This is a genomic window from Archaeoglobus sulfaticallidus PM70-1 (assembly GCF_000385565.1).
GTDB lineage: Archaea > Halobacteriota > Archaeoglobi > Archaeoglobales > Archaeoglobaceae > Archaeoglobus_A > Archaeoglobus_A sulfaticallidus.
This window is the reverse complement of the sequence record NC_021169.1, coordinates 320,857-347,328: the sequence shown is the minus strand read 5'-3', so window position 1 is coordinate 347,328 and position 26,472 is coordinate 320,857. Positions and strand designations below refer to the sequence as shown.

At 43.9% G+C, this 26,472-nt stretch carries 28 protein-coding genes and 2 tRNA genes; 17 read left to right on the top strand and 13 right to left on the bottom strand.

What is annotated here, in order from left to right; translation table 11 throughout:
- Positions 1-8: 8 nt before the first annotated feature.
- The 5 genes from argJ to ASULF_RS01905 all read left to right on the top strand — a co-directional run bounded on the left by argJ (position 9) and on the right by ASULF_RS01905 (position 3,247).
- Positions 9-1,172, top strand: a complete 1,164-nt coding sequence (gene argJ / locus ASULF_RS01925; RefSeq protein WP_015590010.1) for a bifunctional ornithine acetyltransferase/N-acetylglutamate synthase — start codon at positions 9-11, stop codon at positions 1,170-1,172.
- Positions 1,169-2,410: an NAD(P)/FAD-dependent oxidoreductase gene (locus ASULF_RS01920; protein ID WP_015590009.1), complete on the top strand. Its 1,242-nt coding sequence runs from the start codon at positions 1,169-1,171 to the stop codon at positions 2,408-2,410. Before argJ ends, ASULF_RS01920 begins: the two co-directional genes overlap by 4 nt.
- 64 nt (positions 2,411-2,474) lie before the next feature.
- Positions 2,475-2,547, top strand: a tRNA-Val gene (locus ASULF_RS01915).
- A gap of 365 nt (positions 2,548-2,912) precedes the next feature.
- Positions 2,913-2,986, top strand: a tRNA-Phe gene (locus ASULF_RS01910).
- 81 nt (positions 2,987-3,067) lie between these two features.
- Positions 3,068-3,247, top strand: coding sequence for a hypothetical protein (locus ASULF_RS01905; RefSeq protein ID WP_048098083.1), 180 nt, complete (start codon positions 3,068-3,070; stop codon positions 3,245-3,247).
- 384 nt (positions 3,248-3,631) lie between these two features.
- On the opposite strand, the gene ASULF_RS01900 is transcribed toward ASULF_RS01905, so the two are convergent.
- Positions 3,632-3,931: a hypothetical protein gene (locus ASULF_RS01900; protein WP_015590008.1), complete on the bottom strand. Its 300-nt coding sequence runs from the start codon at positions 3,929-3,931 to the stop codon at positions 3,632-3,634.
- Positions 3,903-4,364: a radical SAM protein gene (locus tag ASULF_RS01895; protein ID WP_048098082.1), complete on the bottom strand. Its 462-nt coding sequence runs from the start codon at positions 4,362-4,364 to the stop codon at positions 3,903-3,905. The genes ASULF_RS01900 and ASULF_RS01895 overlap by 29 nt, the downstream gene beginning before the upstream one ends.
- A gap of 183 nt (positions 4,365-4,547) precedes the next feature.
- On the opposite strand from ASULF_RS01895, the gene ASULF_RS01890 reads away from it, so the two are divergent.
- From ASULF_RS01890 to ASULF_RS01860, 7 genes are all read left to right on the top strand, one after another.
- Positions 4,548-5,432, top strand: coding sequence for a dihydroorotate dehydrogenase (locus ASULF_RS01890; RefSeq protein ID WP_015590006.1), 885 nt, complete (start codon positions 4,548-4,550; stop codon positions 5,430-5,432).
- Positions 5,433-5,442: 10 nt separating this feature from the next.
- On the top strand, positions 5,443-6,153 hold the full coding sequence (locus tag ASULF_RS01885) for a dihydroorotate dehydrogenase electron transfer subunit (RefSeq protein ID WP_015590005.1): 711 nt from the start codon (positions 5,443-5,445) through the stop codon (positions 6,151-6,153).
- A 109-nt stretch (positions 6,154-6,262) separates the two neighbouring features.
- Positions 6,263-7,201: an NOL1/NOP2/sun family putative RNA methylase gene (locus ASULF_RS01880; RefSeq protein ID WP_015590004.1), complete on the top strand. Its 939-nt coding sequence runs from the start codon at positions 6,263-6,265 to the stop codon at positions 7,199-7,201.
- 1 nt (position 7,202) lies between these two features.
- A complete protein-coding gene (locus ASULF_RS01875; protein ID WP_015590003.1) occupies positions 7,203-7,613 on the top strand; it encodes a methyltransferase RsmF C-terminal domain-like protein in 411 nt (136 codons plus the stop codon).
- 95 nt (positions 7,614-7,708) lie between these two features.
- On the top strand, positions 7,709-9,061 hold the full coding sequence (locus ASULF_RS01870; protein WP_015590002.1) for a COG1361 family protein: 1,353 nt from the start codon (positions 7,709-7,711) through the stop codon (positions 9,059-9,061).
- A 3-nt stretch (positions 9,062-9,064) separates the two neighbouring features.
- Positions 9,065-9,733 (top strand): ABC transporter ATP-binding protein, encoded by a 669-nt coding sequence (locus tag ASULF_RS01865; protein WP_015590001.1) that lies wholly within the window; start codon positions 9,065-9,067, stop codon positions 9,731-9,733.
- 8 nt (positions 9,734-9,741) lie between these two features.
- Positions 9,742-10,869 carry an ABC transporter permease gene (locus ASULF_RS01860; RefSeq protein ID WP_015590000.1) on the top strand — a complete coding sequence of 376 codons (1,128 nt, stop codon included), beginning with the start codon at positions 9,742-9,744 and terminating at the stop codon, positions 10,867-10,869.
- Between the two features lie 2 nt (positions 10,870-10,871).
- Here ASULF_RS01860 and ASULF_RS01855 read toward each other — a convergent pair whose 3' ends face one another.
- From ASULF_RS01855 to ASULF_RS01835, 5 genes are read right to left on the bottom strand one after another with little or no spacing between them, the layout of a single operon-like run.
- Entirely contained in the window at positions 10,872-12,434 is a 1,563-nt protein-coding gene (locus ASULF_RS01855; RefSeq protein WP_015589999.1) for an ATP-binding protein, read from the bottom strand.
- A gap of 26 nt (positions 12,435-12,460) precedes the next feature.
- The gene (locus ASULF_RS01850) at positions 12,461-12,931 is read right to left on the bottom strand and encodes a hypothetical protein (protein WP_015589998.1); all 471 of its coding nucleotides are present in this window, start codon (positions 12,929-12,931) and stop codon (positions 12,461-12,463) included.
- A gap of 4 nt (positions 12,932-12,935) precedes the next feature.
- The gene (locus tag ASULF_RS01845; RefSeq protein WP_015589997.1) at positions 12,936-13,811 is read right to left on the bottom strand and encodes a DNA double-strand break repair nuclease NurA; all 876 of its coding nucleotides are present in this window, start codon (positions 13,809-13,811) and stop codon (positions 12,936-12,938) included.
- Between the two features lie 7 nt (positions 13,812-13,818).
- Complete coding sequence (locus ASULF_RS01840) at positions 13,819-16,473, bottom strand: AAA family ATPase (RefSeq protein ID WP_015589996.1); 2,655 nt, start codon at positions 16,471-16,473, stop codon at positions 13,819-13,821.
- A 12-nt stretch (positions 16,474-16,485) separates the two neighbouring features.
- Positions 16,486-17,775, bottom strand: coding sequence for a metallophosphoesterase family protein (locus ASULF_RS01835; RefSeq protein ID WP_015589995.1), 1,290 nt, complete (start codon positions 17,773-17,775; stop codon positions 16,486-16,488).
- A gap of 98 nt (positions 17,776-17,873) precedes the next feature.
- Here ASULF_RS01835 and ASULF_RS01830 point away from each other — a divergent pair, with 98 nt between their 5' ends.
- Positions 17,874-18,743: an LEA type 2 family protein gene (locus tag ASULF_RS01830; RefSeq protein ID WP_015589994.1), complete on the top strand. Its 870-nt coding sequence runs from the start codon at positions 17,874-17,876 to the stop codon at positions 18,741-18,743.
- Between the two features lie 44 nt (positions 18,744-18,787).
- Here the strand turns inward: ASULF_RS01830 and ASULF_RS01825 are convergent, their stop codons facing one another.
- The 6 genes from ASULF_RS01825 to ASULF_RS01805 form a co-directional block, all read right to left on the bottom strand.
- Entirely contained in the window at positions 18,788-19,054 is a 267-nt protein-coding gene (locus tag ASULF_RS01825) for an elongation factor 1-beta (RefSeq protein WP_015589993.1), read from the bottom strand.
- Positions 19,055-19,078: 24 nt separating this feature from the next.
- Positions 19,079-19,240 carry an HVO_2753 family zinc finger protein gene (locus ASULF_RS11470; protein WP_015589992.1) on the bottom strand — a complete coding sequence of 54 codons (162 nt, stop codon included), beginning with the start codon at positions 19,238-19,240 and terminating at the stop codon, positions 19,079-19,081.
- Positions 19,241-19,245: 5 nt separating this feature from the next.
- A complete protein-coding gene (locus ASULF_RS01820; protein ID WP_015589991.1) occupies positions 19,246-19,863 on the bottom strand; it encodes an amino acid kinase family protein in 618 nt (205 codons plus the stop codon).
- Positions 19,860-20,822, bottom strand: a complete 963-nt coding sequence (locus ASULF_RS01815; RefSeq protein ID WP_015589990.1) for a hydantoinase/oxoprolinase family protein — start codon at positions 20,820-20,822, stop codon at positions 19,860-19,862. The genes ASULF_RS01820 and ASULF_RS01815 overlap by 4 nt, the downstream gene beginning before the upstream one ends.
- Positions 20,823-20,948: 126 nt before the next feature.
- On the bottom strand, positions 20,949-21,734 hold the full coding sequence (locus ASULF_RS01810) for an MEMO1 family protein (RefSeq protein WP_015589989.1): 786 nt from the start codon (positions 21,732-21,734) through the stop codon (positions 20,949-20,951).
- Between the two features lie 1,275 nt (positions 21,735-23,009).
- Positions 23,010-23,489: a helix-turn-helix domain-containing protein gene (locus ASULF_RS01805; protein ID WP_015589988.1), complete on the bottom strand. Its 480-nt coding sequence runs from the start codon at positions 23,487-23,489 to the stop codon at positions 23,010-23,012.
- A gap of 111 nt (positions 23,490-23,600) precedes the next feature.
- On the opposite strand from ASULF_RS01805, the gene ASULF_RS01800 reads away from it, so the two are divergent.
- The 4 genes from ASULF_RS01800 to ASULF_RS01785 are packed head-to-tail and all read left to right on the top strand — an operon-like array spanning position 23,601 to position 26,461.
- Positions 23,601-24,578, top strand: coding sequence for an ABC transporter substrate-binding protein (locus tag ASULF_RS01800; RefSeq protein ID WP_015589987.1), 978 nt, complete (start codon positions 23,601-23,603; stop codon positions 24,576-24,578).
- Positions 24,579-24,611: 33 nt separating this feature from the next.
- Entirely contained in the window at positions 24,612-25,367 is a 756-nt protein-coding gene (locus ASULF_RS01795) for an ABC transporter permease (protein WP_015589986.1), read from the top strand.
- Positions 25,358-26,077, top strand: coding sequence for an ABC transporter ATP-binding protein (locus ASULF_RS01790; RefSeq protein WP_048098080.1), 720 nt, complete (start codon positions 25,358-25,360; stop codon positions 26,075-26,077). The genes ASULF_RS01795 and ASULF_RS01790 overlap by 10 nt, the downstream gene beginning before the upstream one ends.
- 51 nt (positions 26,078-26,128) lie before the next feature.
- A complete protein-coding gene (locus tag ASULF_RS01785; protein WP_015589984.1) occupies positions 26,129-26,461 on the top strand; it encodes a hypothetical protein in 333 nt (110 codons plus the stop codon).
- Positions 26,462-26,472: the final 11 nt, after the last annotated feature.

Below are 26,472 nucleotides of genomic sequence, written 5' to 3'. Positions count from 1 at the left end.
TTTCAGGGATGGTGGAGATTTTGAGGTTGAACGACTCAATCAATGCCATAACCGGACTTGAGTGTTATGGTGTGAAGGAGGGAAAGAACGGCCTTGGGATTGTTAAGTGCAGAGGTAGGGTTGCTGGGGTTTTTACCGAGAACAGGATAAAAGCTGCACCGGTTATGGTCACATCTGAACACATAAAGAATGGATGGGTTGAGGGTATAATCGTAAACAGCGGGAATGCCAATGCCTATACTGGAGAGGAGGGAATTAAAAACGCGAAGAGGATGGCAGAATTGCTTGCGGAGAAGATTGGCTGTGATGCAGAGAAGGTTGCGGTCTGTTCCACTGGAGTTATAGGCAGGCAGCTCGATATGGAATGGATAGAAAAAAAGGTTGATGAGGTGTATAGCAGGCTATCAGCATCCAGAAAGTCTGCGGAAGAGTTTGCAAAATCGATAATGACGACTGATCGCTACCCAAAGGAGTTTGCAGTTAAGTTCGGTGATTGTATTGTTGCTGGAGTTGCCAAGGGAGCGGGGATGATAGCTCCCAATATGGCAACGATGCTTGCATTCATATTCACGAACGCAAAGGTTGAGAACCTGTATGACTGCTTGGGATATGCCGTAGATAGATCGTTCAATGTGATGACCGTTGATGGAGATACATCCACGAATGATACAGTTCTCCTGATCTCAACTGATGAGGTGGAGGTGGATGAAGAGACCTTCAAGCTTGCTTTGAAGGAGGTCTGCTTCAACCTCGCAAAGATGATAGTCAGGGATGGAGAGGGAGCTACAAAGGTCTTTGAAGTGCATGTTCATGGGGCGAAGAGTGATGAAGATGCCTTCAACCTCGCAAAATCTGTTGCAAGCTCTTTGCTGGTAAAGACGGCAGTATTTGGATGCGATCCAAACTGGGGAAGGATAATAGCTGCCCTTGGCTATGCCGGGGTGGACATATCAGAGGATATAACCCTGATTTTCGAGAATGATGATGAATCCATAGCACTGCTCGATGAAGGTAAGCAGACAGGCAGAGAAAGTGAAGCGGAGGAGTTCATGAGAAAGAATGACGACTTCAGGATTGCTGTCAGGCTGAAGCTGGGAGATGGCTATGGGTATGCGATAGGCTGTGACCTGACATACGACTATGTGAAACTAAATGCGGAATACACAACATGAGGGTTGCTGTAATCGGTGCCGGACTTACTGGACTCACATGTGCAAGGCTGCTTGGCGAGTATGCGGATGTGAAGGTTTTCGAGAGCGAGAGCGCCGGAGGGCTTTTGTCCTCATACTACAACTCAGAGAGGGGATACTGGATAGAGAAGTTCTACCATCACTGCTTTAGAAATGATGAACATCTGATTGAGCTTATTCGTGATCTCAGGCTCTCAGGAAAACTTGTCTGGAGGATTGCGAGGACGGGTGTTGCTGTTGATGGCAGAATATATCCGCTGAACACACCTTTTGAGATACTCAGATACCCATATATGAGGCTAATGGATAAAGTAAGGCTTGCGAGGTTTACACTCAGAGCCAAGAAGAGAAATTTCATAGATTTTGATGATGTTGGGGTGGTGGAAGGAATAAGGGACGAGCTTGGAGACGAGCTACTCAATGATTTCTTCCTCCCCCTTCTGAAGAGCAAGTTCGGGGAGAATTATGAGAGAGTGAGTTATGCATGGCTTCTGGCAAGGGTATCAATAAGGAGCAACAGGAGGTATAGCGGTGAGGAGCTGGGATATCTTAAGGGAGGATTTCAGCAGCTTGTTGAGAGGTTAGCTGAGGGTGTAGACATAGCTTTCTCCAAGGCTGCAATAGCGAAGGCCGGAGAGAAATTCGCTGTAATGGGTGAGAGGTTCGATGCGGTGGTATACACTGCCCCGCTTCCAGCACTCGATAGAGAGCTTAGAAGGGCTGCTGGACTTCCTGAGACTAAGTACCAGAGTTCCGTATGTGCGCTGATCGGGGCTGAAGAGGGGATAACAGAGGATATTTACTGGATAAACCTGAAGAATCCGAGTATTTTTGGAGCGATAATAGAGCACACGAACTTTATGGATTTTGAGGACTATGGCGAGCATGTAATATATCTCGCAAGCTACTCAACTCCTGAGGGGCAATTGTTCAACACATCTAACGATAAACTTGAGAAGCTGTACATGAAAGAGCTTGAGAGGTTTGGCATTGGTAGCGAGTCAATAAACTGGATCAGGGTGTTTAAAGCCAGATTCAGCGGGCCTATATATGAGAAGGGTTATTTGCGGAAGATAACGGATTACAGAACAAGGGTTAAGGGATTTTATGTGGCAGGGATGACATCAAGGCACAACTATCCGGAGAGGAGCATGAACGGGAGCATAAGGTCTGGAATTGAGGTGGCCAAGGTTGTGATGGAAGATTTTGGTTTGGTTTAATGTAGAGTGCTGGAAGTTAAAGTTACCAAAATATTCAAATATTTTTGGTTAGTAGGTAATCTGGGGGCTCGTAGTCTAGTGGTTATGACGCCTGCCTCACACGCAGGAGGTCCCCGGTTCGAATCCGGGCGAGCCCATTTAAATTCTTTTGTGGGGGGTGCTGCAACAAGTAAAACAGAAATTCTAGGTTTTATGGCGGTCTTGTCGTCCTTGCCGGGGATAAATTATTTCTTTCATTAAATAATAATTTAATCAGTTGGTGGATTGATCTTTCTTGCGTTGGCGCAGTAGCCTTCCTCATTTCAGGTTTGAAGGCGCTAGCGACATAGAAGTGGGAATGACTGTAACTGGTGTCTCCAGTTCCATATGTATTTTTCAATTTTGTTGAATAGGTTATGACTTTGAGGTCTTGAACAACTAATAGATATTTTTAAATGCCAAAATTAACAATGTTAAACTCAACAGAAAACCTTAAAAGCACAATTGGAATATGTACGAACATGCCCGGGTAGCTCAGCCTGGGAGAGCGTGCGGCTGAAGACCGCATAGTCGCCGGTTCAAATCCGGCTCCGGGCATCCTTTTTTCGAGTTCTAATCCCTACCATAACTTTTAGAGTGGCGTGTAAAGCTATAAGCTCTTCTCTTTCCAATTAGTCCATGCTGGATTTGGGAACTGGAAGACCCATACTGAATGAACAGAGTTTGAATCAAGAAAGACTCAGAGAGTGGCTTGAAAGCATTTCGGAGGTTGCGAGGGATTCCAGCTTGAAGTGTTCAAAGAGCAGGAGAAGAGAGAAGACAAGAACTGGAAAAACACGATATCGTAATTACGGATAGAATCATCTACGACAACTTCTTCTTCGCAATCTTCTACCACGACGATATCAAGGGTGTTGCATAGGTTGGCTTAGAGTTAGCTTGAGAAGGACCCTAAACTCTAGATACTTCAAAACCATTTTGATGTTTTTAACTAATGCGGGCGGGAAGTCCCCTTTCCGCAAGGGAGGGGATGATAGCCCGCAAATTATTTATATCTTCTCTACCGTATATTTCCTTGCTACCGCAAGGTAGCCTAGGGCTGGGACAGCCCGAAGTTACGCCTGTGGACACCGAACCTCTGCCTAGGTCGGCTGAAAGAGCTACCGATGATGGTAGTTCGGTGATAGAAGCAGGAAGCTCCTTGCGTGAGCAGGGGGGTAGTTCACATCTCCCTTATCTTTTTCAACGAACCTCAGGACCACCCCTTCTACTCTCAGTCCTCCTCAAAACATCCTCCAGAGCCTCTTTGGATGCTTTAACCTTGACCAAGTTCTGTGATACTATTTGGTATATGGGTTCACCTATTGGACTGAAATCGTCAAGCCTGACAACATCTACCAATACAAGCTTAACATATAGCTTTGAGCCATCTTCTAGCTCATATTCATTCCATTCTTCTCTTACTGGTTTGAAATTCATCTTTTTTGCAGAAACGATCCTTCCATCAGGCATTCTAATTTTTAGTTCTCCCTCTTCGCTCATAATCGAGAGAGATTGGTGGAAATATAAGAACATTTTGTAGTTTCATGGCATTCTCAAACCCATCATACTCTCTGATCTTCGTGTATCCCTCTCTGCTTATAGAGTCGAGCGATATGTTGATCTGGCTGAACATGCTGAGTTTGCTGTAGTTTTTAGATATCTCATTCACCAGAAAGCCGTTTGTTGTTAGGTTTACGACAAGACCGCAGTCTTCAGCAAACTTCGCAATCTCAAAGAAATCTTTCCTGTACAGCGGTTTCTCCACCTCCATGCTTGAGATTATTGAGATCAGCCTCAGAAACTCCTTTTTGCTCATCTCGTTTCTCCGAGTAGTGTAGCAGTAGCTGCACTCAAGCGGACACCTCGATGTAACATCAACATGAACACTTCTAGGGCTGAGAGGAAACCAAGTTCGGGAAATTCTGTATCCCAAGTTTTTAGTTCAAATAGTCATGACAATAATAACTTGAAACATTTAAATTTTTTTAATTTTGTTAGAATAATTAATTTTATCAAATTCGATACGATCTGTGTTAACGGCATGTAACAATCATTACCTATGGAATATCATACACCTCTAAGTAAAGGTTATATAAACCCCAAGCCACATTTTAGCATGCTTGAAGTTCAGATCTCATCGCTAACTCTACAAAATCCACTCATTCTGGCGAGTGGAATTCTTGGCAGTTATTCTTCTTCCCTTAACCGGCTATCCGAGCATGCTGGGGCTTTGGTGGCGAAAAGTGTAGGGATTGAGGAAAGAGAGGGTTACAGAAATCCTGTTGTGGTCAACACTCCCCATGGCTTACTCAATGCCGTGGGTTTATCCTCTCCCGGAGCTGAAAAGTTCGCTTTAGAGCTGGAAAATTATCGAGGTGATGCTAAGCTTATAGTCAGCCTCTTCGCATCAAATCCCGACGAATTTGTGGAAATTGCCAGATATTTCGACATGGCGGATGCGTTTGAGCTGAATCTGAGCTGTCCTCATGTTAAAGGTCTCGGCTTAACGGTTGGAAACGATCCAGAACTGGTTGGGGATATCGTAAGGAGACTGAAAAAAGAGACATCGAGGCCGATTTTTGCCAAGATATCTGCTTTCTCCAGCTATATCGAGGTTGCCAAGTCTGCTGAGGAGGCTGGAGTGGATGGTGTTGTTGCTATAAACACCCTTAAGGGAATGGCGATAGATATCGGATCTAAAAAACCCATCCTGTCCAATGTCAGTGGTGGATACAGTGGGGAGGCTGTTAAACCAGTTGCAATGAAGGTTGTGTGGGATCTTTATGAGGAGCTTGACATCCCGATAATCGCATCCGGTGGGGCTACAAGCTGGAAGGATGTTGTGGAGTTCATGCTCGCTGGAGCGAGTGCTGTTCAGATAGGCTCGGCATTCTTCTACAGCTACAGGATATTCTACAGCCTGAAGGAGAGCCTCAAGGCATATGCGAGGAAGGAAAAGATTCGGCTTGAGGAAATTATCGGGCTGGCTCATAAAAAATGAAGGTGGTTGAATGTTCAGCTTGAAGGTTGACAAGATAATAAAGCATTCAGAAACGGTATCAACGATATTCTTCAATTCAAAGCTCAGGTCGTATCCAGGGCAGTTCGTAATGCTGAACCTTTTTGACTATGAAGAGATCCCGCTGAGCCTCTCCTCTCCGTACTCTGTGACTGTTAAGGCTGTTGGAACGACTACTGAAGCTCTTGTGAGGATAAGAACTGGAGAGCTAGTAGGCATAAGAGGGCCTTTTGGGAAGCCATTTACACCAACTAATGGAAAGGCTCTGCTTGTGGCAGGGGGTATAGGCTCGGCACCGCTTTACTACCTCCATGATTACCTTAAAAACCTTGGTGCGGAAGTCCATGTGATATTTGGAGGCAAAACCTCTGCAGATCTGATATGGAAGGATCGATTCGAAAGTGTTGAACTCTCAACCGAAGATGGATCGGAAGGATATGAGGGAACTGTAATCGATCTAATGAGAGGCAAGGATCTTGAAGGGTTCGACAAGATATACATCTGCGGGCCGGAAGGTATGTTGATTGCGGCATATAGGATTCTGAAGGAAAGGAATCTGCTGAGCAAGGCAGAATTTTCCTTGGAAAGTTACATGAAGTGCGGCATTGGGGTTTGTGGAACATGTGTGCTGAAGGATGGATCGAGAGTTTGTGTAGAAGGACCGGTTTTCAGCGGAGAAGAGCTGGAGGATGCTTTTGATTAGGTTTGGGGTAGTTGAGCAACTCTTGGCGGAAGGCCACTAGGAGTTTTTTAGCTAATCTATTAGCTAATGGGCCACAGACTATTAAAATCATGTCAGCTTAAACTCTACCATGGTTCAGGATAATGTATTCAAATTGAATCCGGAGTTTTTTGAAAGATACTCCCTCATAGATTCATCCGATGAGTTTATCGATTACATGCTAAAGCCCCTGAGAAAGAGCATCAGGGTCAACACCTTAAAGGCTGATGTTGATGTGGTAGTAAATAACCTGAAAAGGAACTTCAGGCTTGAACGGGTTCCTTGGTGCAGAGAAGGCTTTTTCGTTGAAGGTGAGATTGAAGGTGAGATGGAAATAACGAAGACAATGGAACATCAGCTCGGCCTAATATTCTCACAGGAAGCAAGTTCCATGATCCCTCCAGTGGTTCTCGATGTCAGGCAGGGAATGATGGTTCTGGATATGGCAGCCTCTCCGGGAGGGAAGACAACGCAGATAGCGAGCTACATGGAAAATACCGGTTGTATTATAGCCAACGATGTCAAGTTCTCAAGGGTCAACATCCTGATCTCCAACATCCAGAAGTGCGGTGTGACTAATGCGATCGTTACGATGATGGATGGCAGGGCTTTTGGTAGGTTTGAGAACACATTTGATCGAGTTTTGCTTGATGCACCGTGCAGTAATGTCGGGATGATCAGAAAGAACTTTAAGTATCTCAAGATCTGGAAACAGAGGGATGTTATCGCTTTATCAAGACTTCAGAAACAGCTGATCAGGTCTGCGTATAAAGCTTTGAAGGAAGGTGGAGTTCTTGTTTACTCCACTTGCACACTTGATCCTGAGGAGAACGAGGCTGTGATTGACAGCCTGCTGAAAACAACTTCTGCGAGGGTGGAAAAAATAGATCTGCCGGTGAAGAGAACCAGATGCTTCAGGGAGTTTGATGGTGTTGAGTTCGATGATAGCGTAAAGCACTGTCTGAGGATACACCCGCAGGATAATGATACGGAAGGATTTTTTGTTGCGAAAATTGTCAAGGAGGGTTGACATGGAAAGCGAGATTGGTAGAAAAATTAACGAAGCACTGAAAGAGAGATGGGGTGTGACATTAAACCTGAGCTTCTACGAGAGGGGCAAGAGGAGGATCTATGCGTATTCATGCGGGAACCTTGGAGTTAGAGCGGTGTCAAAGGGACTGTACTTTGCAACAATTGAGAAAGATGGCCTAAGACTATCCATGGAAGGGTCTTTCATTGTTGGAAAAGTGGCGAAGAAAAATGTTGTTGAGGTTGATGAGGAGAAGGCACTAAGATGGATGAGGGGAGAAGCTATCGAGATTAACCAGACTGATGTCTCAGAGGGTTATGTCATTCTGAAGTATGGCTCCTATTTTATCGGCTGTGGAAAGCTCAGGAATGGAAAAATAATCAACTTCGTTCCCAAAGACAGAAGGCTGTAGAGTCTTAAAAGAAATCTAATACAGGAAAATAATTTGAAAACTACATAAAAAATTTAACTCAAAAAATTTTTATATTTAGCTAATCATTTCAGGTTATGAGATTTATTAGATCCATTGCTCTCGGCATTTTAATATTATCGCTGATGCTGATTTCAAAAACTGGAGCTATTGAGGTTACGAAGGTGGAGATCAATCCTGAGATCCTGCTTCCCGGAGATGTAGCTGATTGCAAGATAACGCTTTACGCAACCACCGATGAAAAGATCAGCCTGATATCTTTTGATTCAGATCTCGAAATAAATCCAAAACTCGTTTTGGGTATTGGAGAGATAAGCAGAGGGAGCAGCTATGAGCTTCCAATAACGATTAAAGCCAAGAAGGCGGGAACATACAAGGTTGAGATGACGATTGTTGGAAATACGACAAAAAAGCAGATCTTCAATGTTGTTGTCTTGGACAAATATCCCTCCATAATCCTCAAGAAGACAAAAATCATGCTGAATGAGGTAAACGAAATTGGAATCACAGTTGAGAGTTATATAGACATCAGGAAGATAAAGATTCAGCCGCTATTTGAGGCTGAACCCTCAGCCCTTTACTCTGAAAGCAGCACAATCGATGGTTCCTTCAAGTTCCTGGCTAAGGAAGCAAAACCGCTCAAGTTCAGGATATCATTCTACAATGGCAGGAACTATCACGAAATAGTCCAGACGGTTAATGTTGATTACAAGGAAAGCAAGGGAGTTTTTGTCTATCCGGAAGCGAACTATTCCGTTCTGGCGATAGGGGATGTGACACCCATCACTCTGAAGCTAACCAATTTGAGAGAGGATACAATCTACCGGATAGTTGCCACAGCCACCTCGGACTCGTACAGGGAGGTTAAGGAGCTGGCAATTCTGGAGCCAAAGCAAACTGCGATTCTGACATACAGGTTCTCACCTTCAAAAGCTGGAGAGAATGAGATAACCTTCTCGATAACATTCGATGACGATCTCGGGAATAGCTATTCGATCTCAAAGCGCATTACTGTCAGGGCCTTAGACGAGAAGGCTGTTGGGATAAGCAATCTGGAAGTCGAGAGGGAACTCGATGGTGGCTTGAAGGTGACTGGGGACATAACCAATGGGGGCAGAAGTGATGTCAGCGATGTTGTGATCGAGGTTGTGGCTGGAAACGATACAAAGGATTTCTTTGTTGGAAAGCTTGAATCCGGGGACTTTTACACATTCGAATTTAGGATTAATGCAGAGAAGGGTGTTGTTAGGGTACTCTGGTCAAATGGCATAGGGCAGAAGTTCGAGCTTGAGCGACCTTTCGAGGCTAAAATCAATGCTGTGAAAGTGGAAAGCAAAGAGGGTTTTCCGTATGCTGTTATTGCTGCTGTAGTGGTTATCGCATTTATAGCGATAGCGGTGATAAATGCATGGAAGAAGAGAAATCGATAGAATATGAAGGTTATAGAGCTAATAGATGTCTATAAAATCTACAAAATTGGTGGAGAGGAAGTTTACGCCCTGAATGGAGTATCGATGGAGGTAAAGAGGGGAGAGTTCATAGCTATAATGGGGCCGTCTGGAAGCGGAAAGTCAACCCTGCTCAACATGATAGGCTGTCTTGACAAGCCAACAAAAGGCAAGGTTATCATAAACGGTGTTGAAACCTCGGGTCTTGATGACGATACCCTCACAAGGCTGAGGCGGGATACGGTGGGATTCGTTTTTCAGCAGTACAACCTGATACCAACCCTTACAGCGATAGAGAATGTCGAGCTACCCATGATTTTCAAGGGCATAAGTAAGCGAGAGAGGGAAAAAAAGGCTTTTGAACTTCTCAACCTCGTTGGACTGGAAAAGGAAGCAAAGCGGAAGCCAAATGAGATGAGCGGTGGGCAGCAGCAGAGGGTTGCTATTGCGAGGGCACTGGCGAACAACCCTGAGATACTGCTCTGCGATGAACCGACAGGAAACCTCGACACAAAAAGCGGGGAGAAAATAATGCAGATCCTGTCAGAGCTAAATGAGAGGGGAGTTACGCTGATAATCGTAACCCACGATCCGTCCATTGCAGAGTATGCGAACAAAACCGTCAGAATACTGGATGGAAGCATCGTAGGATAGGTGATCGCATGTACTTCGAACTCGCCAAGAGAAACCTGATGAGAACGAGGGTCAGAAGCGTTCTGGCCATCATAGGGATTGTGATCGGTGTTATGGCGATAGCATCGATAGGCATTTTTGGAGAGGGGCTGAAGCTCTCGGTTCTCAAAAACTTTCAGGATGTTGCGAACGAGGTTATAATCACCCCATCCTACACTCACGGCTACACGAAGATAGACAGAGATTCGGTCAAGAAAATTGAGAAGCTGACATTCCTGGAAAGCGTGACTCCGATAAAAATGAAGTCTGGGGTTGTGCAGTACAAGAACAAGAAGACCTACACCACCATTTACGGGATGGGCAGGAAAGACATAGAGGAGATGTTCAAGGCTGAAAAGGGATCGATAAAGCTCTCAGGTAGCTGTGTTGTTGGTAACTACCTTGCAGAGAAACTCAATCTGAGGGTTGGAGTCAAACTGTCGATCGAGGGAGAAGTCTTCAGAGTCTCCGGGATACTGGAGGAGGAGGGAGCCAGATTTGATATAAATCCAAACAACGCGATATTCATATCAGAGAAGGATTTTGAGAACTTATTCAACGAGAAAGATTATTCGATGGTAATCGTTAGGGTTGAAAAGATAGAGAACATAGAAGAGCTGAAGGATGCGGTAGATAAGCTTATAAACTCCAGGGAAACCAAGGTCAGAGTTTTCGAGATGAAAACCATAATTGAGAGGATAACCGAAGCCTTCAACCAGATCAACCTCTTTTTGCTGGCAATAGCGGGAATCTCCCTGCTTGTAGCGGGAGTCAGCATCCTGAACATAATGCTCATATCAACCATCGAGAGAACCAGAGAGATCGGGGTTATGAGGGCTGTTGGAGCTAGCAGACAGACGATTATGAGAGTTTTCCTTTATGAGGCGTTAATTCTTGGAGCAATCGGAAGTGTTATTGGCGGGATCCTGAGCATCTTTGCGGGATTCCTGATAGAGGCCGGAATGCTTCACACAGTGGAGTATCTGTTCGTTCCATCAACATTCTTTGCAATTGCCAAGGGAATCTTCTTTGGTATGATCACAGCGGTTATCAGTGGATTCTACCCGGCATGGAAGGCATCGAATCTCGAGCCGATAGAAGCTTTGAGGTATGAATAAGGTCATTCCTCCCAGAAGAGTCTCCTCTGTTTTGCCGGAATTCTTATCTCTTCAGTCTTTTCGCTGTAACCATGGCCTTGGCTGTATCTCCTCCAGATCTCCGGAGCGTTCTTGCTCGCACCTCCATGAGATGTTAGCCTCTTTCTCGCCCTGATCAGCACGGGTGTGTTGAGAGCAACTCCTGCAACAAGTGCCTGACCCTTTGTCAGTCCTGGAAGCTCACTTATCAGATCCTTTCCTATGCTCTCAACAGAGTCCCTGATGTTGTCCTGATCTGCTGGATTGACGATCCTCATAATGATCTGGGTCATGCACTGGCTCAGTATGTCAGAATCAATTTTCGAGGGTCTCTGGCTGATCAGGCAAACTCCCACACCGAACTTTCTACCCTCTGACAGTATTGTTTTTAGAACCTCAAAGCTCTTGGAGTCTCTGGAGGCGAACCTGTGTGCCTCCTCAACGATAACAAAAACTGGATACTCTATTTTCTCCCCGCTCAGACCTTTTTCGGCATTTATTCTGGCATTCAGAATCCTCTTCAGGATTACTGAGGTCAAAAGCTGCTGATCAAGGTCTCCCATATCTGACATCTGAATTACCGTCGCCATTCCTGGCCTCAGGATGTCTTTGAGGGATATGTGAATGTAGTCATCTATTATCTCAACATTCTCGATGTATCTTCTTATTCTCCAGGATAGTGCCCTTGCAGTAACATCCCTCTCATCTTCTGCTCTCCGCTGTATCGCATCGATTAGATCGTTGGATGTGAACTTCGTCCCTTCAAGCTCCCTGTAAACGGAGTTGAGAATAGCCTCCATCTTGTCGGTGAGGTTCGGCAGGATGTTCAGCAGTTCATCGTATTCCAGCTCGGAAAGCCTGATCTTGATCTCATCCTTCTCGAGTATCTTTACCCTTGCCGAGTATCCTTCATCTCTGAATTCATCAAGCCCCTCAATCTCCTTAAGCGTGTGGTACTCTCCATGTGGATCAAGTATTAACACTGAAGCGGAATTGTGGGGCTTTAAAAGCTCTTCAACCAGCACTCCAGCAAGATAGCTCTTTCCACTCCCGGTTGAGGCGAGAATGCACATGTGCTCGCTTACTATTGATGATGTCTCAAGCACGGCGGGAACGTCATCATCTCTATTCAGCAGGTAGCCGATGTGTATCGATCCAACCTCACCCAGCTTTTTTTTGAAAAGTGTTTCAGAGATGACCTCTTCCTCAGCAAGATAAACCTTCTGACCGGGTTTCGGGATAACTCGAGGATTAACGAATCCCAGATTTCTGTCGTAGTAGCCGATAATGCTCGCGGTAACCTCGAAAAGCTCAAACTCAGTTTTATTTATTCCCATAATCTTTATTATCCTTTCAGGATCGATGCTCGGCTTTGAGAGGTATATGTCGGGATACAGCCTGAGAGGAGACTTCTTCACAACCCTGCAGATAACCTTCCTATCGTTGTAGATGTAGTAAACGAACTCACCGTTTCTTAGCTTGTCATCCGGAGTTACGAATTTGAACTCCAAACCCTCTCCGGACTTGACGAGACCTATCGCCTTCATATCAGGTCACCTCTTAATTCCCACCCTCAAACCTCCACATCCCTGAGCATGCTGTACTCCACTTCCGACTTTATGATCTCGATAACATCCCTCTCCTCGGGAATCGCTCTCATCAGCCTCTCCAGATAGTCCCTGACTATCCACATTCTGTCTCTGCATTTCCTCATCATCTGAACAAGATATGGCATGGAGAACTCCCCATCCACCAGATGAGCTTTTTTAAGCTCGGAATCATCAACTATCTCAGCATCAGCACCTATCTCTGGCACAAAATCCTTCTTTATGGAAAGACACCTCGCTATCCTTCTACCAAGATTGATGTCGGGAAGATAACTCCTGATCTCGCCTTCATTGTGAAGATACCTCAAAAGCTCAGACTCTTCGTGATAGATCTTTATGACAATCGCATAGCAATCTCCAACCCTGACAACATCTCCCTCTTTCAGATCTCCATCGATCTCAAACTCGTCCTGACTCAGGATCCTGATAACCTTCATAAACTCACCTTCTGAGATACTTTGCCATCCACTTATATGATATCTCCCTTCCAATCATCTTGCCGATTATCTCCCTCTCCCTCTCACTGATTACAGCGTACATGTGAGCCCTCTCGAGCACATACGGATACTGTCTGGTGCTGCCGAGCAGACATTCAGCGACAACATATCTCATGAACACATCATGCATTCCAGCCATCCACTTCGGGAACTCGACCCTCACTACAGAGTTTCCAATCTTGAGGTACGAGAAGAAAACATCATTCAATTCCGTACAGGGCATTGGCTCTGTGTACTCAAAGTTCCTCAGATAGTTTTTGAGGATAAAGCTATCGTATGGTCTGAATAAGTCTTTCGAGTAGCTTCTGTCAATGAAACCGACAACAAAAGCCCTGTTTTTGCTCTTCTCCAGGAACTCGCTTATGAGCTGGAAGTATCTGTCCCTTATATCCTTTCTGTACTGGTTTGCAAAGGAAACTGAAAAGCTGCCATCGAAGAACAGAATATCGCTCTCAAGCTCCTCAAGCATCGTTTTTAGCTCAAGCTCAAACCTCTCGAGATCCAGGCTCTTATCACTCTCCACCCACTTCGTTCTGTAGTCTACTCGGTATTCCCCTTTCCCGTGAATAAGAATCAGTTTGGCAACCTGTACGGCACCGAACGGCACTCCGAACTCCTTGAGGTATCTGAGCTGGCTGCCGTCAACCCCAACAACCCTCACATCCCTGAGAACCTCGAACTTCCAGTTCTCTGAGTCAACCTCCACTCTGAGTCTCTCGATTTCAGGCTTTACATCTTCATAGGACTCGCTGTCCAGAAACCTCTTCACTTCGTAAACCGTTTCAATAACCCTTGAGTTCAGAACCCTGTCAAACGGCATATGATCATCACACAACTCTGGAGATACCATTCTCCTTAACGATTTTTATCGCGTTCTCGACCATTTCCTCAAAGGTATCGTCATGGGTTATCACGAATATCTGCCTGAATCCCTTTATTTTTGAAAGCTGTATGGCAAGGTTCTTTCTTCTGACCTCGTCCATATTCTGGGTTGGTTCATCGAAAAAGGCAACCTTCATGTTCGAGAGAACCGTCATCAGGGCAAGCCTTATCGCTATCGCAGCACACATCTGCTCTCCACCGCTCATCTGTGCAAAGCTTATCTCCCTTCCTCTGTACCTTGCTTTGATTCCGAAATCCTCTGTCCACTCAATTTCCCAATTGTAGTCATCCATAAGCTCACAGAAGAACCTGTTCGCTATCTCAGATACTGCAGAGACATAAGCTTTCGTTATTTCAGGCACTGCAAGATTGAAGATCTCTCTCAATGCCCTGATAAACTCGAGCTTTCTTTTCAACCTGTCCATCTCATCTTTAAGTCTCAAATACTCCTTTTCTCTCTCCTTAAGCTCGGCCAAGCTGGACTCCAGCTTCTCTATGCTCTCGCTCACACCTTTAATCTCCCCCTCAACCTTCCCCTTCTCGCTCATGATTTCAAGCATCTTCTGAGATAGGCTCTCGAACTCCTCACTGTTGAATTTCTCTTCGAGAGATTTTAGCTGAACTTCCATGGACACGATTTCCTGTTTTAGCCTGTTAATTCCTCCTTCAAGTTCGGAAATCCTGTTTTTTAGCTCATCCTTTTTCTTGATTTGAGGGGCTAATGAGAGGTAGCTATCGTATGCTGGCCTCAAAATCTTCAGTCTTTTCGCGATCTTCTCGATCTCCTCTTTTACACTTGTGTACTTCGATTTAGATGGCTCTAGATCCTTTGCAATACTGTTTAGATGCTCAAGCCTGTTCTCCAGATTTTTTAGCTCCTCGATCAGATCAGATTTTTTGCCAATCTCGGATTCAAGTATCTTCAATCTCTCAAGGCTCCCCTTAACTCTCTCGAACTCCTGAATTATATTCTCCTTTTGCTCAAGTTTGGAGTCGATCTCCTTTGTTCTACTCTCAATCTCATTTCTGGTCTTTATTTTTTCTTTTATCTCATTTTCGATCTCCTCTTTCTGCTTCAGTTCAGCCTTCAATTTTGATATTGCACTCTCAAGTCTGTTCTTCACCTCTACGGCTTTTTTTGCTGCGTTCATTTTTTTGTCAACTTCCTCAAGCCTCTCCTCAACAACCCTTAACTTTCTCTCCAGATCATCTATCTTCTGATGTATTCTATCACACTTTTCATCCAGAATGGGGCATAGATTTGTTTTGACAGCTTTTATGTTCTCGATAATGGATTTCCTGTCTTCAGAAAGCCTGACCGAGAGCTTTAGAAGTTTTTCATACTTTTCCTCAATGTTTGAGAGCTTTTCCAGTTTCTCCATAGCCTCTCTGAACTTCTCTTCTCTTCTCTTAAGCTCTTCCAGCTTGATGGATTTCTGTTCGATGTCCTTGGTGATATCCCTGAGCCTCTTTTTCAGCTGATCTCTCTCCACAGATAGCAACTCTATTGCTGAAATCTCTTTCAGCAACACCTCCTCTCTTCTCGCATCTTCTTTGATCCCATCAATTTCCTTCTCTTTTTCTTCTATCTCTTTTAGAGCTTTTTTTGTCGAACTTATCTGAGTTTTCAGCTTCTCGATTTCCACTGAAACCTCAGAAAGCTCATCCAACTTTTTCGACAGATCTCTCTCTTCAGCGTCAAGTTCCTCTAACCTATTCTCAAGGTCGAGGTATTCCCTATATGACGCCTCCAACTCTTTAGTTTTCTTTTCTATCTCAAGGATTTTACTTAATTCCTGCTTGAGCTTGGAGAGATCCTCTTTCTCAGAGCTCAGTTTGTCCTGTTTTCTGGAGATTTTTTGCTTTAAATCATCAATCTTATCTTTTATCTCAGAAAGCTCATCATGTTTTTTCTTCAGAGCATTCAGCTCTTTTAGAATTATCTTTTTCTTTTTGATCAGAGAATCTTTCTTAGCTTTAAGCTTTTTGAGATCCTGCTCAACGCTACTCTTCAGCTCAACATCTTTCTTGAGAGAGATGATCTTCTTCTCACCATCGTGAATTTTATCTGATAGGAAGTTCTCGTACTCTCTGCTTCTTTCATACGCTTTCTTGTAGCTTTCAACCCCGATTATCGGAGAGAATATCCTGTTCCTCACGCTTGGAGATTCAAGGAATTGAGAGGTCATCTTTCCCTGTAAAACTCCTATAGCATTCTCAAAGAAGGTTTTTTGGTCGCCATCTATCCCGAAGGCTAACTTTATGAACTCGAGAACGTCTTTCCCTTCAGCAACCCTGCCCGCTTCGAGATCGTTTATGTAGTATTCCGATGTTCCGCTTTCTGTTATTTTTCTTACAACCTCGTAATCCCTGCCATCGAGCGAGGTGAATCTAACTCTAACGAGCCCCTTTTTCGCTCCCCTCCTCAGAAAATCGGATATCTTGTATGCTATTGAGTCGAAAAGTGCGAAGCCTATCGCTTCAAGAATCGTTGTCTTTCCAGCACCGTTCTCACCAATTATCGCATTCAATCCTTCGCTGAACTCGATCCTCTCAAACTCGTAGCTCTTGATGTTCTCAAGCACAACCTCCCGTATCATATTTACACCCTGCTATTTTCCTTTGCTGACAGCACTCCTCCAGTCCCAGACTTCAGAATCCTCTTCGGAATCCTCGTTTTTACTGTCATCTTCGATTTTACTTTCATAATCCTTTTCATCATCCTTTCCGGACTCAAACAGAATGTCCTCAACCATCCTGTCGACCATCTTCAGATTGAAGGAAGAGTTGAATATCCTCTTCAAATCAAGAACCTCGCTGGATATGTCTCCATAGCTATAGTTTTCGAGAAGCTGTTTTATCACGGACTTCTCAATACTCTCTCTCGCTTCTCCATCTAGGTTGATTGGAGTAAAGTAACCACCAACATTCCAGTGGATTCTTGTGAGCAGCGGGTTGCAGGCTCTCTCAACAATCTTCCTTACCTCTTCCTCGTTAATCTTGAGCCTCATCTCCCTTTCAACATCAATCGTGAGATCAACAACAGGCCTGTTCAGATTCCTGGCTCTCTCTCTCAAAAATTTCGAGAAATCATCGAAGCTTCTATCCTTGAATCGATACTTTGCAATCAGAAAATCTCTTGGTTTGTAGAACTCGTTTCTCAGGCTGTATCTGACCTCTCCATCGAACTCAACGATGAAAACCCCCCTGTCGTAATCAACCTCCGATATGTCACATATCTCAAGGCTTCCAGGATTGAAAATGAAGTCATCCTCAACAAAAGCCTTGTGAACATGACCCAGTGCTATGTAGTCAACCCTGCCCCTCAGCCTGTGAAGCTTGGATGAGCCTATACATCCATACATGTTCTTGACATACCCCTCAACACCTATGTGCGAGACGAATATCGTGAATCCTGATCTTTTAATTTTTTTCGCATATTCATCCAGTATCCTCTCAGTAAGGGAGCCGTAGTACTTCATTCCGTATATTCTTACCCCATCTAGATCTATGTATGCACCTTCCCCATCCCATTCCTCAACAACAAGCCCGTCATCGAAACTGGGCTTGAGGTTTATCAGCAGATCACTTCCAGCAAGATAGTCCAGCCACGTGTAGTTCTCTCTGAAGTATGTGGAGTCATGGTTTCCTTCCACAGCGATAACGGGTATTTCAGCTTTTTTTGGTATCTCAAGCACCTTCTTAACCTGAAGTAATGTCAGCGGATCGATTTCGGATTTTTTGTGGAATAGATCTCCGGAAATGATGATGAAATCTACCTTTTCAGAAACGCAAAACTTTATCGCATTTAAAAAAGCCTGAGCAAAATCCATCTGCCTTTCATAACTGCCGTACTGCCTGTTGCCAACATGAACATCTGCAAGATGGGCGAATTTAATCACATCTTAATCTTTCCTGAAATTTCATATTATGCTTTCGGTCAATTTATTAAGTTCTTCTCAAGCCAAATTTTTAATAGTATTATTCGCTACCATAAATTATGAAAAAGCTGGCAGTTTTGATTATAATCGGTTTCATAATCGCCGGATGCAGTCAGGTGAAGCTTGGAAAGCCGGAGATCAGGAGCATTGAAAATCACTGGGGTGGGATCCATGAGGATTACTCTGAGGTCATAACCAACATCAAGGTTTACAATCCCAATCCAGTACCCATCCCGCTGAAGGATGTTGAGACCAAGATTTACATGAACTCCATAGAGATGGGTCATGGCTCAGCATTGAAATCAGAGATAGCTGCAAACACCGAATCAACCATAGAGCTATCAACGAAGATAGACAACTCCAAAATCCCTGAGTGGTGGGTAAGCCACATCAAAAACGGAGAGAAATCAACGATGCTCTTCGAGGGAGATCTCGTATTCGATTTGAAGGTGACGGAATTCAAGTACCCGATCAAGCTAACGAGAACAGTCGAGACCAACATCCTTTCAGGATTTAAGCTGGACAAACCGGAAGAGATAAGATTCAATGGCATAAAGGTGAGGATCCTGTCACTGGATACGAGATGGGGGGAGGTCACGAAGGACTACACCGAGATAATCGCGACAGCCGAGATCGAGAGCAACCTGAAGGTTATGCTGGAGAAGATAAGCTATACAATAGAGATGAACGGCATAAAGGTTGGGGAGGGAGAGAGCAATATCTTGCAAGAAGTAGGTGGCAAAACAAAGGTCGAGTTCATAACGAAGATAGATAACAACAAGCTCACAGAGTGGTGGATCAGCCATCTGAAGAATGGTGAGAGAACAGAGGTCAGGCTGAACGCTAAAGGCATCGTTTCTGTGCATGATGAAAAAGAAGAGATAACCCTGATAGACCAGGTAATAGCGTTCCAGACGAACTTTGGCTAATTAGTTATTAATCTTCATTATTTATAAATAATAGGGTAGAGAATTTAGAGAAGCTCCACAGATTCGATCTCTACGCTCTCAACACCCTCAATTTTTTTGATAGCTTCTACGAACTCATCTCCAATAGATCCCTCATCAGGCATTACGGCCATAAGCAACAGAGCTTTAAGGCCGAACGCGATGGGCTGGATCTTCTTATCTCTCAGGCTTATTTTCTCGCTTTTGATTTTCTCTATCTCCGAGTAGATCTTTTCGAGATCCACATTAACATCTGCTGGCATTACCTTGATTTTCATTACAACATCGCCCATATGACTCCCTCCTTGGTTTATGATTTATGGCCCAACAAATCCACATGATGGGCATTTATACAGATTTGCGAGCTTTCTACACCTCTTACAGCGATATATACTCTCATTACAGTTAGGACACGGGAACTTCACGTAGTTCATTCCTATCAGGTTCTCCCCACATGATATACATTTGTGAACTTCCATGACAATTACCTCCCTTTTATGAGTGTTCCAAAAGGCTTATCTCTCAATATATAATCTTTTACCCTCTCAGGTTTGTTGCCATTGCAGATAAAGACATCGATACCGTAATGCCCTATCAGCTTTGGAGAGTACTCATCCAGACATGTTTTAAAGTTTAACTCTTCAGCCCTTATTTCATTGATCAGAATACCATCCCTGTATATCCCATCGACATCTGTGATTTTGATCATCTTTTCAGCATTTAGCTCTCCAGCGACCCATATTGCTATTGAGTCAGAAGTTACGGACCATGAATGCGGTAAAGGATCTTTGCTGATCATCAGCATGTATGGCAGCAGAACGCCAACCCCCTCGAAGCTCATCTCGTCAACGCTTTTCACAGCGATCTTTTTCAGCTCAGGAGACATTGACAGGAGATGGTAACTGTTTATCTCCATGCAGGCTATTGCCATCCAGTGAGAGTTCTCGTCATCAACATTCATTTTCCTCACAATATCTGCCAGTTCCCCTCCACCCGTTATGATCAGGATGCTTTCTCCCTTAACTCTCCACACTGAAATTAGAGTATCTGTCAGGGTTTTCCAGTTGTTCTTTACGCTACCACCAAGCTTCACGACGATCATTCTCTCATCTCTTTTACAAGATTTGCCATCGCAAAGGCTGGGAAGAAGTCGGAGCTCTCACCGTATTTCTCCTTAAGTGATATGTATTCCAAATCATAATCCAGCCTTTCAAAAGCCTCTCGTATCAGAAATTCTCCAATACCACACGCTATGATCCTGTCAAGGCTGTATCTGCTCACATGTCTTTCAATAGCCTCCTTCACCTCAGAGATCATTTTTTCCCTGCATGAAGCTGCAAAATTCCTGATAAAGTCCTTGCCTACCTCATCCAAATCTGCACAGAAAACCCTCGAAATCCTCTGCATGCATTCATGCAAGCTCTTTCCTCTCCCGTCTGGAGTCTCAACCGTGTAATCCTTTTCTTTTATGTCACCGCAGACGAGGAATATGTCTGCAGTTATAGAGAAGAACTCGGAAGAAACTCTGAAGCCTGAGTAAAAGGGCATTATAAACGATACCGGAGTCCTCAACACTCCAAAGTATATCAGCTCAAACTCTTTCATCCTGAGAAAGTCTGTCCTGTTTGCGAGGATTTCTTCCTTAGCAGGGATCAAATCGGTGGTTGTTGAGCCAATATCGACAAAAAGGAAGTTATCATAGGTTTTCTTTAAAAATAGGGTTGAGGCAACCCAGTTGCTTGCAGAGAACAGCTCAGGATCGTCTATTTCCTTTTTCAAGTTGCCGTTAACATCCAGAAAGTAAACTTCATCGAAGACATCTCTGCAAATGCCGGAAATTATCTCAATTCCTTCAGCCTTCGATCTGAAGGCATCAGACAGTTCCGCAGTGATCACAACTCCGGCAGCATCAGGACTTGTGAACCCCTTAATCTCAATGAGTTTCTTCTTCAGTTCAGCATGTTTTTTCCACATAGGGAAGTATATAACCTCTCCATTTCCTTCTGGATCGGAATATTTCAGATTTGCTCCTCCGATGTCGATTCCCAGGAACTTATCCATGTCCTCCTCTCTGCGGGGGAATTTTTAAAAGTTTGGAAATGTATGGGTTAGGATTGACTCAGTTAAATGAGGCTTTTATGTAATCTCTGAGGGGAAAAATTAAAGCCGGTATCCTGTCGATGTGAATTAGACATTAAAAACTATCCCGGCATAGCCAACGACATTAGACCTGTTTGCCACCTCACCGCTCGTGGCATACGCCACCAAATTAGCCTTGGCATTGTAATGCCTCGCAAAGTTCATTGCAACGGCTATAACACCATATCCACAAACGCTTGCCTGAAGCCGGCATATTGTCGAGAAATACTTTCTCACATCCATTTCCTCTATAGCTTTTATAACCTCTTCATCAAGTCGTCTGCACCTCTCATCTGGCAGATAGTGGTGCATATCGCTTGAGGCTATCACAACCACCTCTCTTCCAAGTTTCTCCTTCGCAGCTATTATCTCCTGAGCGATCTCGTATGCAGTCTCATCGTCCTGCATTCCCACACATATTGGAACTATCTTGAAGTCCTTATGCAGATACTGCAGAAACGGAACCTGAACTTCAATGGAGTGTTCCTCTCTGTGGGCTATCTCATCGATGTCTATGATTCTGTGGGGCATCGCTTTTACGAACTCCACATCAACCTCAACAACACCGAGAGGGGTCTCCCACTCATCGACCGATACAGCGATGGGGGATCCATACCCTGTATGGTTCGGGCCGATAATCACATATGTTTCAACATCGGGCAGAAGGGAATGAACCCTTCCAGCTACCCTTCCCGAGTACATATAACCCGCATGAGGTGAAACACATGCAATGACGGAATCATCAGGATTTTTTGATGTGTATTCCGCAATCTGAGCTTTCAGGGATTCAGAATCTGAGGGGTAAAAAAGCCCCGCTACAACACTCCTCCTCATGATTGGTATTAGATCTGGATTTTACTTAAAGCTTGTGGGGTCTGTTTGTTGGTGTCGCCGTTTCGAGTTGGCTGGTGCAGAGGATTAAAACTTTAAAAATTTGCTGTTACACCACGTTGTTACATCACCAAAATTTAAAACCACAGTTTTTTTTGACTTCAGGTACTTATCCTCGCATACGTTATCCAGAACATTAACTGAGACGCTCAAACCGATGCGCTAAGACAAACACTAACAAACCAAAATCTTCCAATCTTCAACACCAACATCACCTCTTACGGGGTTTTTTCACTGAAGCCTCCGAAGCTCGCTCATTGGGCTGCTCTATAACTGCTTCATTTCATGCTTCGGCTTATTTTTGCAACAACTCTTTTTGGCAACTCGTCTCACTTTGTCAATTCCTTTCTATTGAAAAATCCAACCGGATGACTATTTAAAGAAAATTTGTGATAAAAGGAGCATATAAAGGTTGGAAAAGTGGATATAGAAATTGAATCAACGAACCTCAGGTTCTTTTTTACTCTCAGTCCTCCTCAAACCTCTAATTGAAAAACAGCCAGGTGAGAGGCGTCGTCAATACGGTTTTGACAATGGATGGCTAATCCACCCTCAGTTATTCCTCAAGTAAATTCCGTCAGTTACTCAAGGCCTCTAACAGGATGGCACACTATATAACACTTCTGACAACTTAATTTTACATTGTTGTCAATAATACTTTCCTAGGATTGAAAAAGTGTATGAGAGAGTTTCTTTGACCAGGTTTTGTAAAAGATTGGAGAAAAATGTCTCAGTTTTGCAGTAACTCCGTTTTCGTTGAACAATTACCCGAAAAGTAGTTATATGTCCTTTTCGTGGAATAATTCATAGAACTCGAAACACATATGAGAAATACTGAGGAAAATGCCAGAGCAGGAGTATTAGTGTATGGTTGGAAGCTTCCTTTCACATGAACAATCAACTTCTCCACTACCTCAAAATTGTTCAGCTCTTTCTGTATCTACCATATTTGGTGTTTTATAACTTAATCTTTCCATTTTAGAGAGTAGTAGAATGTACTCTATTTACTGGGTGTATCGGGGAAAATGCTCGTCAGTTAAAAAGCACAAAAGGAGAAAGTTATTGTACTCTAAAGCCGAATTGAGTATTACGGAAATAGATTTACGCTGTGTTTAATAGCAATGAAGTTGCAATGTAAGCATCTCCGGACTGCTCATACCTATATGCGGGAGATAAATATAATCTTAGCTGTATAGCTAATAGAGATCTAATTAATGTCTAAATCCTTTTCATCGCATCCTCAACAGCCTTTATCAAGCTATATTTTGGCCTCATCGTGAACACGGGAACATCCACAATTTTTTCAATTGTTGAGCTAAGTATAGGAGCGACTATTATCGCCCTTGCACCCTCCTTTTCGGCCCTGACTGCATTGACTATTGCCTCTTCGAAGTTGTTGGCAGAGTAAGTCCTGACATTCGGAAATTTTTTTGCTAGACTGCTCTCCTCGAGGATGTATCTGGTTGCTATTATCGCTATGAACTCTTCATCCCTCTTGAAAGCTCTGAGTATCTTTCGGAGTGTGGTTGCTGTGGGTTTTCTCTCTCCTCTGACTATCTTGTACAGCGTTGGATATGGAACACCGCAGATCTCTGAAAAGTGCTTCAGATCCATTCCCGATTCGTGTATGACTCTTTCAAGCTCTCTGCTGAACGCTTCATCTCCCTTAATGAGTGCGTTTACAAGTTTATCAATCATACTTTCTAGATGTATTTTTAAGAACATAAATTTTTCCAGATGTATCTAAATTTTTGTCTTTGTGGAAAGATTAATAGAAAGGTTTTTCAACATTTTTCAAGAGCATCACACATGAAAAAGATCGCTGTACTGTTTATCGCTCTGCTATTCATCGGATGCACGCAGAATGCGATCTATGTTGTCAGACTCTCTCCTCCGGATATGGTTGAGCAGTTCAAGCTGAAGCAGATAGATGGTTATGTTGCATGGGAACCTTTCGTTTCAAAAGGTGCAAAATATGGGAAGGTATTGCTGACATCACATGAGATATGGAGTAACCACCCCTGCTGTGTTGTGGCTAGCGGAGATATAAACGAGTCAGCTTTGAATGCTGTTGTATGGGCCCACATCAAGGCTACCAGCTTCATAAAAAACCCTGAAAACAGAGAGAAAGTCGTAGAATACGCATCCGAGTTTACCGGGCTTGAAAGGGACGTTGTGGAGAATGCCTTGAAGAACATCAAATTTACAACATATCCTGATGAGAAAGCGTTCAGGAAGTACTTCAAGTTTTTGAGGGATAAGGGACTTGTCAGGGATGTTAACACAATCGGGTTTGAGAATGAAGATGAATTCTTCTCGAACTTTCTCAGGAAAGATGTCTATGAGGAAGCGATGAAGATGGTTGAGATGAATCAGACTCCCAGAACCAGTGAACACATCAGAATTGGATATCTTACAGCTGATCTGCATCAGCTTGCCCTTTACATAGCCGTAAAGGAGGGTTATCTCGATCAGACCGGGTTGAGATATGAGCTTAAGCAGTACAAAAATGGAGTAGCTGTCATGGATGCGTTCAGGGTTAACGAGATCGATGTTGCATATCTTGGCGGAGCCCCGGCAACCCTGAAGAGAATAAATGATAACACGAAAATAAGGATAGTAGCAGGAGCGAACAATGAGGGTAGTGCAATAGTCGTTCAGGACTACATAAACTCGGTAGAGGATCTGAAGGGGAGGAAGATAGCGATTCCAGGTTATGGGACAGTTCAGGACTTTCTGCTGAGGATCGTGGCTGAGGAGCATGGTCTGAAAGTTGTATCGAAGTGAATGATGAATTATAAATGGATGATATGGAGTGATATGAGAAACAGGATTGCGGCATTTCTAACTTTCATATTCCTCTGGTATCTCATAGTGATAGCTGGAGTGATGGTTCCCTACCCTCATTCAGTTCTCAAAAAGTTCATCTTTCTGCTGATATATCCAGAGCCGGTACTGGGCAAAAACCTGATCGAGCATTCAGCCTTCAGCCTCATGAGGGTCATCGCAGGAAGCTCGATAGCCTTCATGATCGCCATACCTCTTGGAATAGTCATGGGATGGAACCGTGGCATTGATGAGTTTCTTTCAACATTCACGGAAATATTCAGGCCGATACCACCCCTCGCATGGATACCTCTGAGCTACATATTATTTGCATCTTTCTCAAACCCTGTTCAGACGGCACAGATTTTCATCGTGTTCGTTGGAGCTTTCTTCCCATGCCTGCTATCTGTAAGGGAATTTGCAAGATCCACCGACAGAAACCTAATTGAGATGGCAAAAGCCTTCAACGCCAGCGATTCTGAGATTCTGAAGAAGATAGTAATACCTTCCTCAATTCCCGGAATGCTCTCCGGGATAAGAATCGGTCTGGGAGTTGGATGGATGACGATAGTCGCTGCCGAGATGCTCGCAACCTCAGGTTCGGGGCTTGGATATTTCATCATGGTAATGTACGAGGTAGGCGGGAGGACTGAGGAGATACTGAGCGGAATGCTCGCAATAGGTATAATTGGATATCTCATGAGCACTCTGGTTGTTAGGGTTGAGAGTAAGCTTCTGAGGTGGAGGTAGTTCCGGTGCTCGAGGTGGATGTCAGCAAGAGCTTCAACGGAAAGAAGGTAATTGATAGGATAAGATTCAAAGCTGAAGAAGGCTCATTCGTCTGCATACTGGGCGAGAGCGGTTGCGGTAAGACAACCCTTTTGAGAATAATAGCCGGGCTTGAGAGCTTTGAGGGGACGATTAAGTATAGGGGGAGAGAAATAGACAGGGAGAAGATAGGCTTTGTCTTCCAGGATGACCGGCTAATTCCATGGAGGACAGCACTTGAAAATGTGACCTTCCCGCTAGAACTCAGAGGAATTGAAGATGCAGAAAGGGCTTTGAAGGCTCTTGAGATGGTTGGTCTTAAAGGATACGAGAGCTACTACCCCAAGCATTTGTCTGGAGGGATGAGGCAGAGGATCGGGATTGCCAGAGCTTTAGTTATCAATCCTGAAATACTGCTGATGGATGAGCCGTTTGCGTCACTGGATGAGTTAACGAGGGCTAAGATGCAAATGGAGTTGCTGAGGATATGGATGGAGAACAGGGTTACAATCCTTTTTGTGACACACTCGATAGAGGAGGCGGTATTTCTTGCAGATAAGGTTGTAGTTCTATCGCGAAAACCATCCAGAGTTGCTGGAGAGGTTTTCATAGACCTAAAGAGGCCAAGAAACAGGACGGATCAGAGATTCAACGAATACCGAAAGGAGCTAATGCGTCTTTTGATAGCTTAAAGATAAATTAAAGATAAAAAACTCTTTAAATACGAACGGTGAAGCTTGTTCATGGAGTACATAAACTCTTATCTCGATAGGCTGAGGGAATTTTTGGTAAATAAGGATCAGAAGATGGCAGATCAGCTAATTAGCGAGGCAAAAATTGAAAAGATGTTTATCGATGATGTAAAGAATGTTTATGAGAAATACAGAAAAAACGAAATTGCTGAGGTTGATGCGAAGAAAAATCTCGATCTGCTCAAGGTTTTTGTTGTTACCCAACTAAACAATAAGAGGAAGGATGTAATGGAGTCAGTTGGAAAGCAGCCAGAAGACATCGACGGGGAGGTTGTTAAGAGGATCGTTGAGTTCATCGAGGATGCAATAGAAAGAATAGAGTGAATCACCCCTCG